General features: G+C 52.7%; 9 protein-coding genes and 2 pseudogenes. 9 read left to right on the top strand and 2 right to left on the bottom strand.

Going from position 1 to position 12,600, the window contains the following annotated elements; genetic code table 11:
- The 3 genes from ACQKP4_RS08615 to ACQKP4_RS08605 all read left to right on the top strand — a co-directional run.
- The coding region (locus ACQKP4_RS08615) for a carbon starvation CstA family protein (protein WP_427632184.1) at nucleotides 1-401 on the top strand (401 nt) is incomplete at its 5' end.
- A gap of 15 nt (nucleotides 402-416) precedes the next feature.
- Nucleotides 417-617: a YbdD/YjiX family protein gene (locus ACQKP4_RS08610; RefSeq protein ID WP_427632182.1), complete on the top strand. Its 201-nt coding sequence runs from the start codon at nucleotides 417-419 to the stop codon at nucleotides 615-617.
- 89 nt (nucleotides 618-706) lie between these two features.
- Nucleotides 707-1,042 carry a hypothetical protein gene (locus ACQKP4_RS08605; protein WP_427632180.1) on the top strand — a complete coding sequence of 112 codons (336 nt, stop codon included), beginning with the start codon at nucleotides 707-709 and terminating at the stop codon, nucleotides 1,040-1,042.
- A 111-nt stretch (nucleotides 1,043-1,153) separates the two neighbouring features.
- Here the strand turns inward: ACQKP4_RS08605 and ACQKP4_RS08600 are convergent, their stop codons facing one another.
- On the bottom strand, nucleotides 1,154-2,284 hold the full coding sequence (locus ACQKP4_RS08600; RefSeq protein WP_427632178.1) for an aminotransferase class V-fold PLP-dependent enzyme: 1,131 nt from the start codon (nucleotides 2,282-2,284) through the stop codon (nucleotides 1,154-1,156).
- 713 nt (nucleotides 2,285-2,997) lie between these two features.
- Between ACQKP4_RS08600 and ACQKP4_RS08595 the strand changes: the two genes are divergently transcribed.
- From ACQKP4_RS08595 to ACQKP4_RS08585, 3 genes are read left to right on the top strand one after another with little or no spacing between them, the layout of a single operon-like run.
- Nucleotides 2,998-4,608, top strand: a complete 1,611-nt coding sequence (locus tag ACQKP4_RS08595; RefSeq protein WP_427632177.1) for a Mu transposase C-terminal domain-containing protein — start codon at nucleotides 2,998-3,000, stop codon at nucleotides 4,606-4,608.
- Entirely contained in the window at nucleotides 4,609-5,454 is an 846-nt protein-coding gene (locus ACQKP4_RS08590; RefSeq protein WP_427632175.1) for a TniB family NTP-binding protein, read from the top strand. It abuts the gene before it with no gap.
- Nucleotides 5,442-6,467, top strand: coding sequence for a TniQ family protein (locus ACQKP4_RS08585; protein WP_427632173.1), 1,026 nt, complete (start codon nucleotides 5,442-5,444; stop codon nucleotides 6,465-6,467). The genes ACQKP4_RS08590 and ACQKP4_RS08585 overlap by 13 nt, the downstream gene beginning before the upstream one ends.
- 443 nt (nucleotides 6,468-6,910) lie before the next feature.
- On the opposite strand, the pseudogene ACQKP4_RS08580 reads toward ACQKP4_RS08585, so the two are convergent.
- Nucleotides 6,911-8,020: pseudogene (locus tag ACQKP4_RS08580) on the bottom strand (site-specific integrase).
- Between the two features lie 78 nt (nucleotides 8,021-8,098).
- Here ACQKP4_RS08580 and ACQKP4_RS08575 point away from each other — a divergent pair.
- From ACQKP4_RS08575 to ACQKP4_RS08565, 3 genes and pseudogenes are all read left to right on the top strand, one after another.
- Nucleotides 8,099-8,974, top strand: a pseudogene (locus ACQKP4_RS08575) (DNA-binding protein).
- A 98-nt stretch (nucleotides 8,975-9,072) separates the two neighbouring features.
- On the top strand, nucleotides 9,073-10,446 hold the full coding sequence (locus ACQKP4_RS08570) for a transposase (protein ID WP_427632171.1): 1,374 nt from the start codon (nucleotides 9,073-9,075) through the stop codon (nucleotides 10,444-10,446).
- A gap of 748 nt (nucleotides 10,447-11,194) precedes the next feature.
- Nucleotides 11,195-12,373 (top strand): MFS transporter, encoded by a 1,179-nt coding sequence (locus tag ACQKP4_RS08565; RefSeq protein WP_401208235.1) that lies wholly within the window; start codon nucleotides 11,195-11,197, stop codon nucleotides 12,371-12,373.
- Nucleotides 12,374-12,600 lie beyond the last annotated feature (227 nt).

The following is a 12,600-nucleotide window of genomic DNA, read 5'->3' as shown; positions in this document are numbered from 1 at the left end:
TGGCCGGTATCGCGCTGATGTTGGCGACCGTTGTGCTGATCAAAATGAAGCGCCAGCGCTACATCTGGGTCACCATGCTGCCCGCTGTCTGGCTGCTGATCTGCACCGTGACCGCAGGCTTCATCAAGCTGTTTGACGCCAACCCGGCCATCGGCTTCCTGGCACTGGCCAAGAAGTACAGCGACGCGCTGGCCAACGGGCAGGTATTGGCCCCGGCGAAGGACATCACGCAGATGCAGCACGTGATTTTCAACGCCTACACCAACGCGACACTGACGGCGCTGTTCCTGTTCGTGGTCTTCAGCATTCTGTTCTTCGCGCTCAAAGTCGGCATCGCCGCGTGGGGCACCAAGGAGCGTACGGATAAAGAAGCACCCTTCCAGGCAATCCCACAGGCTTGATGGAGGAGGGCGCTGATGTTCAATGACCTGAGTCGCCTCGGCAAATACCTCGGTCAGGCCGCGCGCCTGATGGTCGGCATGCCCGATTACGACACTTACGTCGAGCACATGCAAACCAAACACCCGGACAAACCGGTGATGAGTTACGAGGCGTTCTTCCGGGAACGCCAGGAGGCTCGTTACGGCGGTGGGAACGGACAGACGCGCTGCTGTTGATTCTTGACGCCCTAAAAAAACCCGGCTTATTTAGCCGGGTTTTTTCGTTCTATGCTGAGTAACTATCGACACAAGCGGAGAGGATTGTGATGAGCAAAGAAAGTGAAAGCGTAAGACTGGATGAAGATATCTGCGTGCACATTTTTACCGCGTCCGCCGCGATGGTCGGCGTCTGTATTACGGTTATCGGGATCTTTCAAGTGGTAACCACACTAAGAAGCGAAGACACCTTGGGCGATGATTTGCTCGCCGTTAACGCGATCCTGTATTTGACGACGACGCTGCTGTCCTACTGGGCATTGAGAACCCGCAAACTGCGGCGTAACCATGTCCTGGAAAAAGTCATCGACGTGCTTTTCCTCACCGCGCTGACGTTTACCACCATGGTGGCGGGGTTCATTACGTGGGCGATGACCTTTACATAGGCGAAAAGTGGAGCGTACTGATGAGACGAAGCCCTGAAAGTCAGGGCTTTGTCGTACATAGGCCAATCTTGCGTAATCGTCTGCACTCCAAGGGCCGGGTTCAGCGAGGTGTCATGCCATTACCTCGTCCAGTGCCTGCTCAAGCGTGCTGATCGTGCGCTCGATATTGCGCAGTTTTTCGAGCCCGAACAGACCGATACGAAAGGTCTGGAAGTCGGCCGGCTCGTCGCATTGCAACGGCACTCCGGCGGCGATCTGCAGGCCGTGCTCGGCAAATTTCTTGCCGCTCTTGATGTCTGCGTCATCGGTGTAGCTCACCACTACGCCAGGGGCCTGAAAGCCGGCTGCGGCCACGCTTTTGATGCCTTTGCCGGTCAACATGGCGCGCACCCGATCGCCCAGAGCCTGTTGTTCGTCGCGGATCTTGTCGAAACCGTAGGCTTGCGTCTCTTTCATCACTTCGTTAAACCGCGCGAGGGAATCACTGGGCATGGTCGCATGGTAGGCATGTCCGCCCTGTTCGTAAGCCTGCATGACCTGCAGCCACTTTTTCAGGTCACAGGCGAAGCTGCTGCTTTGCGTCTGTTCGATACGCTTGAGGGCCAAGGAACTGAGCATTATCAGGGCGCAGCAAGGGGAGGCGCTCCAGCCTTTCTGCGGTGCGCTGATCAGCAGATCGACTGCGCATTTCTGCATATCCACCCAAAGCGTGCCCGAGGCGATGCAGTCCAGCACGAACAGACCACCCACCGCATGCACGGCCTCGCCGACGGCCCGCAGGTACTCGTCGGGCAAGATAATCCCCGAGGAGGTTTCAACGTGGGGGGCGAAGACAATCTGCGGCTTCTGCGCCTGAATGGCTGCCAGTACTTCGTCCAGAGGGGGCGGGGCGTAGGCAGCTTGGCGACCTGTGTCGACCGGTCGGGCCTTGAGCACCGTGGTGGCCGCCGGGATGTTGCCCATCTCAAGGATCTGGCTCCAGCGATAACTGAACCAGCCGTTGCGTATCACCAGGCATTGTTGGTCGGTGGCAAACTGTCGCGCCACCGCTTCCATGCCAAACGTGCCGCTGCCCGGAACCACCGCAACAGCTTGGGCGTTGTAGACCTGTTTCAGGGTCTTGGAAATGTTCTTCATCACGGCTTGAAATGACTGCGACATGTGGTTGAGCGAGCGGTCGGTATAGACCACGGAATACTCGACCAGCCCCTCAGGATCGATACTGGGATATAGCTTTGACATGGGGTGACTCCATTGGCAGAGATGTCAGTGGTATCGACCCTGCCTTAAGCCTTGGCAAATGACAAGATTGCTTGGGATTGAATTGCGACTTCCGTCGAGTGGCTGGCATCAGCCGTGAACCCGGCGCTATTGCAGCGGATGCAGGCGGTAGTCTGCGCACTAACTCCATGCTCATCGTTTTAGATTTCACACAGCGACGTGTTTGTAGGTGGACGACTGCAATATCAGTAATGCCTTAACGAGCGAGCTGACTCTCAAAAACCGCTTTAACCCAACGGATAGGCAATTCGGACTCGGTGTGCGATCACGCCCATCAAGGACGACATTTCTGGATTTGTGAATAACACTTAAAGAGGGCAGTGATGGTAATTTATTGATTTATATACATATTTATTTTTTCAACTGTTAAAGAGGGAAAAGTTCAATCACACGCGTGTTGTCAGAGGCTCCAGTTAAAATCGAGATTTCAAAAGTTAAAAAATAGACTAACCAACTGAATTTACTGTATTTGATTAAAGCCAGCGTGGGAAAAATTATTGACGGTGGAGCGAATAACGTTTTTCCCTCTTTTAAAAGTCATATCTATATAGAGTATTATTATACAAAGTTAATATATCCAAAAGGAAAAAATCTCCGGAAAAATGCGCCGAGGGGTGTACGGCGCCCGCAAAAAAATGTGTATTGTGACCTCTCACTGTCGACGAAATGAGCCGATGAGAAACACAAAAAAAAGAGGAACGCGTTGCGATGAAGCCGAGTTTGAAGAGCTCAAAGAGGCTAGGCGTCGGAACGATGTGATTCAAAAATATTTAGATAAAGAAATCACCTATAAAAGCGCATTAGGCCTAATCCCTTGTTCAAAAACCACGTTTTATAGGCTTCTTCATAAATATGACGAGGACGCTGGATCACTTGCTCTGCTTCAAACTAAAAGAGGCAGAAAAAAAGGTGAGTACCAATTAGTTGAAGCCGTTGAAAATATTATAGTCGAGTGTATTAAAAGCAAATTAATAAATAGAGTGGCCGGGCCTTCGGCGGTTTGGAAGGCAGTGAAAGATAAGTGCACGGAGTCAAGCTTGCCCATACCGAGCTTGGGCGCAGTTGCGAAACGAGTTCATTCTATCAGTCCGCTCGAACTGCGCAAGCTACAATATGGAGCAGCAGATGCTTACGACAAATTAGGAATGAAACCTGGAAGACTTAAATTAAGCAGACCTCTTCAAGTCACACAGATTGATCACACACGGGTCGATATAATTTTATGCGATGATGATCGAACACCGCTTGGCAGACCTTGGCTTACCGTACTAATTGATGTTAATACCAGGGTGATATTGTCTTACTATTTATCTTGGCATAATCCTTCATCCGTATCGGTGGCTGCAACGATCGCGTTTGCAGTGGCTAATAAAGCAGATTATTTATCCATGATAGGGTGTGAAGGTATCAATTACCCGTTCTCCGGAAAGCCTGAGGCTATTAACTCGGATAATGCGAAAGAGTTTAAAACACTTAGCATGGAGAAAGCATGTGACAAAAATAAAATCAAGCTTAACTGGCGCCCGCCTGGAAAGAAACATTACGGAGGGCATATAGAAAGATTGATTGGTACTCTTATGGGTGAAGTGCATTTTTTGCCGGGGACGACTTTCTCTAATACCAAGGTAAGAAAGGGATACGATAGCGAAAAAAAATCCTGCATGACTTTCTTGGAATTCTCTAAGTGGTTTGCTACGCAAGTCGCGATTTACCATAGCACTCCGCACTGCGCCATAAAGAAGACACCTGGAGATGCTTGGTTTGATTACTTTGGAAGCTACAACCCCAACATTCTAACTAATAGCGAGAAAGCTGAGCTAACTATTGATTTTCTTCCTCAAGATAGACGTACAATTTGTACGAAAGGCATACGCTTCAAGAATAATTATTATTACTGCCCTGATCTGGCGCCTCACGTAGGAAAAGATATTCTTATAAAGTACAACCCTTTATCTATGAAAAGAATCTGGGCTCGCTTGAATGATGAATATATAAATGTCCCTTTTTCAGATCTTGCGCAAAACGACAATCTTTTTGAGGTTGCACGAATTGGCGGGCTATTTCAACAGGAAAAATCGAAGGCGCGATGGGTTACGGAGGAAGGGAGAATTGAGCTCAGAAAAACTTCTGAGGAAATTGTATTGAACGCGCAAGCTATTACCAGAAAAGAGAGAAGGCAGCAAGCAATCAGGAGGGAGCATGGCCCCAGATTGCCAGTTGAGATCCACTCAAAAATTAGCGTTGATTATTCCAAGAAGCCACTGCCTTTCAATAGTGAGGATTGAATGGACCTTTCACACATAAAAGAATCTAAGCGATCGCTTGCTCTGTCAGGGTTTGTGGAAAGAGTTGATACTATACATAAGAATATTTGGGTGGACTGTCCGCAGTGTTCAAAGGTTGAGAGAATTGTTAACAACATGCTCAGCGCTCGCGGAACGTCCCCTGCGCCTTGCCTCCTTGTTTGCGGGGAAGGCGGAGCCGGGAAAACCAGCATAATCAATAGAGTAAATAGTAAACATATTGTAGTCGATGGCGTTGTAGCATTTGCAAGTCTATCAGAAAATCCTGACAAACTAAGTTTTCGAGATTTGTTGCTAATGGCTCTGGGCGTACCATTAAAAGCACAGGGGACCTCCGGAAAGCTGCCTAATGGTTTGGAGAAACACCTCCAACTACGAAAAATCATTGCTGTGATCATTGACGAGTTTCATGATGCGCTGTTAGCTCAGTTGGCGGAGCAACGAAAGAATCTCTCCTTGCTGAAAACTCTATCAGGTCCGCCTTATCATCTCAGGATAATGGGCTTCGGTACATCATCAGCACTAAACGCGCTTCAGCAAGATAAACAACTAGAACGGCGGTTTGAAGTCTTAAAGCTGGTGCCATGGGTTGAGGGCGATGAGTTCAGAAGCTTCTTGGCCTCGGTAGAAGAAAATTTACCTCTTCGCAAAGCGTCCAAGCTGTACTCTGAGGAAACGGTAAAATACCTTTTGTCGAACACAAACGGAACGATGGATGAGGTGTTGAAGGCTATAAAGTTTGGTGCGATCCATGCTCTTAAGAATGGCGAAGAAAAAATAACCTTGGAAAGCATGCACGAGGGTTTTGTACGCCGATGGGATTATTGAGGGAAACAAAGAAGAGGATCCTCAAAGGGTTTCCTCAGCCTTATAGCGATGAAACATTATCCTCATGGCTATTTCGTTGCGCGACCAGCAAAAAATGCGCTTTAACTATCGAGGTTGCTGAGTACTATGTAGAAAGTTCGCTGCGCAACGGGATTGATTATGACTTTAGTTTTGGCGTGATATTTAAGAGGCTTTGCGCTCGCTTCGGGATAGATCACTTGCACTGCAAGCAGTATTTTGATATGAAGAATAAAGATATGATCTTGAGTGTTCGTAGCAGAAAATCTTTCTGCCGACAATGTCTTGATGAGGACGTTAAATTCCGGTCGGTTCCATACTGGAGGAAATCTTGGTGCCGCCTTGATGTGGCATATTGCTCATTACATAAGACCATGCTTGCTACGACCCGAGACGATTATGGTCTATATCGTTCATGGCAGTCTTTCGCATATTTTTCGGATTTATATTATGGACGCAGGACCGATAGAACCCCATATGAGTTCGTAACATTAAAATCTTTGGGTTTCAGGGTTCAAAACTGGTTGCATATCAACAGAAAAGAAGTCGAACGTACTTCGGGCGCGACGAAACTAATTCGTGATTTGCTGAGCAGCTTTCTATCAATACGAACAGAGTATCGATACTGCGGGATTGCCAGAGTAGCTTTTGGCTACAAGTCGCAGGTTCCAATAATCCATAAAAATTACCATTACAGTTTGTGTATGTATCATGGGGCAAGAGATTCAAATGCTATCCATAGAAGCGCGGCGCTGATTGTCCTTGGGGTTTTGCTGGGGGCTTATAGTGAGCAGGAACTACAGAGCTTATACAAAACAGCGCTGTATAGCTGTGGCATATTTCCGAGGACTCCTTCAGAGATTGGGTATGCTGTTCTAGAGCTCCTGAACGAGCCTGAGAGGGCCTGGTACATTGCGCAGTTTGTTAATCTTGCACCAATAGCGGGGTTAGACATAAATTCTCGTATGGAAGAGTTTATCATGTGCATCAGATAGGATAGGGCGGGAGCAGTGTAGAGGGCGCACGCTGCACTGGTGAGGTATTCTTCACGCTATTCTGTCGCTGCAGCGGCTTAACAATCTAGCTCCACTCTGCATTAATGCTACACGCCAGTGGTTTCATCGGATAAGGCGTTGTTCGTCAGTGACGAAAGAACTCCATTTAGAACGCAGTCTGAATTATTATAGACGATCAGCAATGTTGTTGGTCTTGATAAGTAAACAGGTTGTATGGAAGGCAGGGTTGCTCTTAAGTCTTCATGAGCGATTATCGCCTTACCCAGTTGATTGAGGGATGTCGGTATTCATGGATAGTGGGTCTGCACGGCCGTCATCCTTTTGTAAAATATCATAATCACCTAGTAGCGACAGGGGTACGTTGACGATGTCGCTTGTACTGGGTTTTGCATCTCAGATTTGACAGCATAGCTACGACTTGATCAGTTATGCGGCTCCTTCGTCGAGTTTGGATGGGTCAATGGTTGCGCGGCGCGGTTATTCATTATCGATCCAGCCTGAAAATAGCCCATTACCGTGCCGACGCTACGGTGCTCAGTCATCGCCATCACCTCACCGATCGGCACCCCCTGACGCCCGGCTTCAGTTACAAAGCCAGAGCGCAAGCTATGCGCAGCCCAATCCCCCTCCAGTCCGGCCAGTTTCGCCCGGCGCTGAACAATGCGTGCCACCTGATCCGCCGATAAGCCTGTGGTCCCGACCTTGCCGCCCCTATATATCCGCCGAAACAACGGGCCGCTGTCGGCGGGCGCGGCGGCCAACCAAGCGGCAAGAGCGTCTGCTGCCGCTCCACGCAGTGGCTTGTCGCGGCGCACACCGCCGGTGTCGGTCTTGGTTGCGCCCAGGCCGTACAGCCAGGTGTCGGCATCCAGTAGGCGCACATCGCCCACTTGCAGGCTCACCACTTCCGAACGTCGCCGCCCTCCACCACTCCAGGCGAGCAGGAGCAGGGCGCGGTCGCGAACGCCGCGCACGCCGTCGTCGCAGGTGGCGAGCAGCGCCTGCAACGGCTCGAGCACGATCGCGGTTTTCTTGCGCACGTTCATGCCATGGCGCGACTGCGCCTTGCGCGCCTCGCGCAACAGGGTCTTCAGCGCCGGTGCCTCGGTCGGACTGTCCCATTCATTGATCCGGTGCCATTTGCCCAGTACGGCCAGCCGATGGCTGACCGTGTTGAACGTCAATGGTACCAGCTTGGCTTTGGTCCGCGCGGTGACGAGTGCTGCGTCGATGCTGGGTGGCAACAGGTGCGTCCATGTGCCGTCGGCTAAAGGTCGAGCCTGGTGATCGAGGACGAACTGCACCGCCACGGTAGCGGGGAGCGGCGCATCGCCCAGCGGCAGACCGTAACGCAACTGCAGCTACGCCGACCAGTAGGCGAGGGCGCTGCAGTAACTGCGCAGGGTGTTGGCCGCTGTGCCGGCGGTGATAACGGCCGTGGCGGCCTCTTGCGCGTTGAGCGCGAGGACATAAGGATCGAGTGCTGCTGCGTCGACCAGCGCTAACTGATCGGTGTTATTGAGTAGGTTCATCGGGCTGAAATTTCAGCAGTCGGAAAATAACGGCGGATAACATTCTATTATCAGACCTAATATACGCGGAGATGAGTCATGGCAGTAGGAGTGCCGGAACATGACGTATTCGCGGCGGCCGACGCAGTGCTGGCCCGGGGCGAGCGCCCGACGGTGGAACGCGTGCTCCAGGAACTGGGCCGCGGTAGCCCGGCTCGCGTCGGTGGACTGCTCGATATTTGGTGGGCACTTCTGGCCGAACGCCTGAGCGGCTAGACGCGATTGCCGGCATTACCTAGTGAGGTGTCGCAGGCATTTGTCGCAGTGTGGCGGCAGGCGATCCACTTGGCGCAGGGAATAGCGGAACAAGGCTTAGCGGAACAGCGCCTATTGCTGGGCAGTGAACGCGAGCGACTCGCAGCAATTGAGGGTAAAGCGCATCAGGGTCTAGCAAAGGGGCGCCAACAAGTCTCAGAAGCCGTGGCTGGGCGTCAGGCGGTCGAATCGCGGTTGGTTGACCTGGATCTGCTGTTGGTACAGCGGCAGGCGCAGATCGAGGAGCTGCAGCAACAGCGTGATGCCTTACAACGTGAACGGCATGATGCCCAGCAGCAAAATAAAACACTCCAACAGGAACTCCACTCGCTGCGACTCAAGGCCGAGCAGGAGCGAATCACGCAGGAGAGTTATTTGCGTGGCGTTGAGGACCGAACTCACCGCGAGGTTGATAGGGCCCAGGAGGAGGGGAAAGCCGCAGCAAATCAGTTAAAAGCCGCCAGCCGAAAGCATGACGACCTGCAACGAAAACTAGAGTCGGCCCAGAGCGAACTCAGCCAAGCACAGCAGTGTGCCGCAGCGCAGCTCGCCCGAGCTGAAACCCTGGAGCAGCAATTGATTCAGATACGCCAGCTGCCCGAGATTAAGCGCAAGCCACGAGCTAGAAAAAACTCGGCACCAGGTAATTCCAAAGCCTAATCGCAAGTGTCAGCTAACGGCCGATTCTGTTGAAAAAGTAGCTCCCCTATCTGGCCTGCGGCAAAATATCTGCATTGGCCAGCAGGGAAGCACGCAGCATGATGGGACAGTTATCGAGTGGGCAGGATCGGCTGTTTTACTCGTTCAACCTTGAATATCACATTCCAGCAACTCACCTTCTGCGCAGCATTGATCGGTGTCTCGATCTGAGCGACCTGCGCCATTACCTCGCCGATTTCTATAGCCCGATCGGGCGTCCGTCGATTCATCCTGAACTGATGATCCGCATGCTGATCGTGGGCTATTGCTACGGCATTCGCTCCGAGCGGCGGTTGTGCGAAGAGGCTCATTTGAACCTGGCGTATCGCTGGTTCTGCCGGTTGAGCCTTGAAGATGAAGTCCCCAATCACTCGACCTTTTCCAAAAATAGACACGGCCGTTTTCGGGACAGCGATCTGTTTCGCTGGCTGTTCAATGAAGTGCTGCGTCGTTGCATGGACGCAGGCTTGGTCAAAGGTGAAGGCTTTGCCGTGGACGCCAGCATCATCAAAGCGGATGCCAGCCGGCAGCGAGGTGTACCGGGTGATGAACAGGTCAACTGGAACGATCCGGCCCTGAGCACCCGCGCCGTGCGTGAGTACCTTGAAGGCCTCGATGAAGAGGCTTTGGCCGAAACGCTACCGAAGCGCCTGTCGCTGACGGATCCTCAAGCCCGCTGGACCGCTGCTCCAGGTGGCCCAGCGTTCTACGCTTACTCCACGAATTATCTGATCGATACCGAGCACGGCGTGATCATGGATGTGGAACCCACACCGGCTCATCGAACCGCAGAAGTCGAGAGCACCAAGTCCATGATCGAACGGGTCGAAGCGCAGTTCGACATCAAGCCGGAGCGCCTCATTGGCGATACCGCTTACGGAACCGCGCCGATGCTGGCCTGGATGGTAGAGGAAAAGGACATCGAGCCGCATGTGCCGGTGTGGGACAAAACCGAGCGCAAGAACGACAGTTTTTCGAGCAGCGATTTCCACTGGAATGAAGAGGCTGAGGAATACCGCTGCCCGGCCGGCAACCCATTGCGCAGCGAATGGCGAGCCTTCAAGAATGAACGTTCACACGTCACCAAAGCCAACACCATCATCTTCCGATCCCGGCAGACCGACTGCGCTACGTGTCCGATGAAAGCCAAGTGCTGCCCGAACACTGCGTTCCGCAAGATCGCTCGCAGCGTGCATGAAGCTGCGCGCGAGGTGGCTCGGCGCATTGCAGCAACGCCGGCATATCAGCGCTCTCGCCATGAACGTAAAAAGGTCGAAATGTTGTTTGCCCACCTCAAGCGCATCCTGAAATTGGATCGCCTGAGACTACGTGGCATGAGTGGTGCGACGGATGAATTCACGCTGGCCGCTGCGGTGCAGAACCTACGACGGCTGGCCAAATTTACTTCTCAAGGGCCACCGGTCACGGGATAGGTGCGCCTGCACTCAGCAAAAAACCTCAAATTAACCCACTAACTGAGCAGCAACGGTCAACGAAGGGCCGAGAAACCACTCAATGTGGTGAATCGGTTCTTAGGCGATGGTCGTGCCTGAGTTCAGGTCATTTGAAAATCCGACTTTTTCAACAGAATCGGCCGTTAGCTGCCCCTCGCAGGTGCGGCTTTTTATAAGTGTGAGCGCAATATGTTCAGAGCTGGTCGCCATTTTCGACGTACATCCCACCGATCTCAGTTACAGATCCACCGTTCGAAGAGTCTAGGCCTGCCGAGGTGAATCAAGTATTCGCGTCAGGTTCGGTTGCAATCAGCGATTACTATTCACATCACAGAACATCTTATTCATCGTCCTACAGATATCAAGCTATGAGCGTCTGCACGTTTTACGGAGCCGGCCTTTAAGCAATGCTTCTCCAGTCATCTGTGAGTCCGACACCGCTGTAGCGGATGCTGCCCCCACCGAACCAATCCTCCCGATTTTTTGCCCCGAACGCTGGCGATTAAACTCATCTCGGCCGCCGCGTTTTTCCTGCACCACACTCCGTCCATCCTTTCACTTGCCATTTATCTCAACTGCTGTTGATATAAATCACGACTGGACGTAGGCTCCTGAAAAAGCCGGATCCGTTACGTCGTCGACCTAAAGCTCCAGCGCGTGTGCCATTACAATAATAAGGACACAAGAGATGAAACGTTGGTCAGTACTTGTTGGGTGTTTTCTCGGAATGAGCATTGCGTCGCCGGCCATTCTGCTGATTCCGCTGGGCCTGTTCATGAAGGCGGTGACCGCCGAGTTCGCTTGGTCACGTACCGATTTTGCGATCATCATTTCTATCGCGTCGATCTGCAATGCGCTGGTGATGCCACTGGCTGGCTTCCTCGTTGACCGCTTTGGCGCGCGCCGTGTCGCGCTGGTCGGTACGGTGCTGGGATGCGGCAGCTACATGTGCCTGTCGCTTATTCACTCGCTCCCCGCGTTCGTTGCGATCACGGCGATGAGTGTGGCGTTCGGCAATCTGGCGAGTTATCCGGCCTTCCTATTTTTGACCCAGCGCTGGTTCGATAAACACTTGGGGCTAGCCTTTGCGATCACGTCGTCGGGCCTTGCGGTCGGCACCGGCGCATTCTCGTATCTGATTTCGCAAAACATCGTATTGAACGGCTGGCGCGAGGCGTTTCTGGTGGCCGGGGCGACTGCGCTGGCGATTGGTCTGGTCAATCTCGCAGTGTTTGTTCGTGACAACAACGGGCCGATCCCGGAGGCCGAACGCCGCGCTGAAAAAAGTCAGCTTGAGGTGATCGGCATGACATTGCGGGAGGCCATGGCCACCCGTGATTTCTGGCTGTATTCGTTGGCCTTTGTACTGGTGCTGTTTGGCGTCGTGGGGGCCAGCGTGCACTTGCCGGCGATGCTCTCGGATTGGGGCGCATCCGCCAATCAGATTGCCGGCATTGTTGCGGCGGGTTCTGCCGGATCGTTGTTCGGGCGACTGTTTGGCGGTGCCTTGCTCGATCATCTGCACACCCGAACCGTGGCGGGGATTTTCCTCACCTGCCAGTTGGTTGGCTTTCTGATGCTGCTGGACGGGCTGCACTGGGCGCTGGCTGCCAGTTTCCTGATTGGCGCGACCCAGGGCGCCGAGATCGACATTCTCGGTTATCTGATTTCCCGCCGTTTTGGCAAATTGGCGTATGCGCGGATCTTTGGCAGCGCCTTTTCAGTGACTTTGCTGGGCGCCATTATCGGCCCGTTCGTGTTGGGCATGGTGTTCGATAAAAGCGGCTCGTACCGCACAGCTCTGGTGCTGTTTCCGATACTTCCGGTCGCGGCGTTTGGTTTGTTGTGCCTGTCTGCCAAGTCGCCCGGTCAACCACAGCGGGTGATCGCGCCTGAAGCCACCTAGTAAAAACAAGCAATACGGCCACGGTGCGTGCCTGCGCCGTGGCCGGCTGTAACGCTAATGACTACCTAAAATAAGAATAAAAGGAAATTGTATGCGGCCCCATCAAAACGGGACGAACCGAGTCCGTAAGCATGCGCCTGAATTTGTCCGCGTGACGCTGGCGGCACTGTTGGCAATCTGGGCGGCTCACTCTCTGAATGCTCGTGCCGAAACAAACCCAACACCGC

The sequence above is a fragment of the Pseudomonas sp. NPDC086278 genome (genome assembly GCF_050280905.1).
Classification (GTDB): Bacteria; Pseudomonadota; Gammaproteobacteria; order Pseudomonadales; family Pseudomonadaceae; genus Aquipseudomonas.
The sequence above is the reverse complement of the archived record's forward strand: the minus strand, read 5'-3'. Positions and strand labels throughout refer to the sequence as shown.

What these genes read in the sequence shown, in the direction of transcription:
- ACQKP4_RS08610 (WP_427632182.1), top strand. Translation starts at nt 417, where the DNA reads ATGTTCAATGACCTGAGTCGCCTCGGCAAATACCTCGGTCAGGCCGCG.
- ACQKP4_RS08605 (WP_427632180.1), top strand. Translation starts at nt 707, where the DNA reads ATGAGCAAAGAAAGTGAAAGCGTAAGACTGGATGAAGATATCTGCGTG.
- ACQKP4_RS08600 (WP_427632178.1), bottom strand. Translation starts at nt 2,284, where the DNA reads ATGTCAAAGCTATATCCCAGTATCGATCCTGAGGGGCTGGTCGAGTAT.
- ACQKP4_RS08595 (WP_427632177.1), top strand. Translation starts at nt 2,998, where the DNA reads ATGAGAAACACAAAAAAAAGAGGAACGCGTTGCGATGAAGCCGAGTTT.
- ACQKP4_RS08590 (WP_427632175.1), top strand. Translation starts at nt 4,609, where the DNA reads ATGGACCTTTCACACATAAAAGAATCTAAGCGATCGCTTGCTCTGTCA.
- ACQKP4_RS08585 (WP_427632173.1), top strand. Translation starts at nt 5,442, where the DNA reads ATGGGATTATTGAGGGAAACAAAGAAGAGGATCCTCAAAGGGTTTCCT.
- ACQKP4_RS08570 (WP_427632171.1), top strand. Translation starts at nt 9,073, where the DNA reads ATGATGGGACAGTTATCGAGTGGGCAGGATCGGCTGTTTTACTCGTTC.
- ACQKP4_RS08565 (WP_401208235.1), top strand. Translation starts at nt 11,195, where the DNA reads ATGAGCATTGCGTCGCCGGCCATTCTGCTGATTCCGCTGGGCCTGTTC.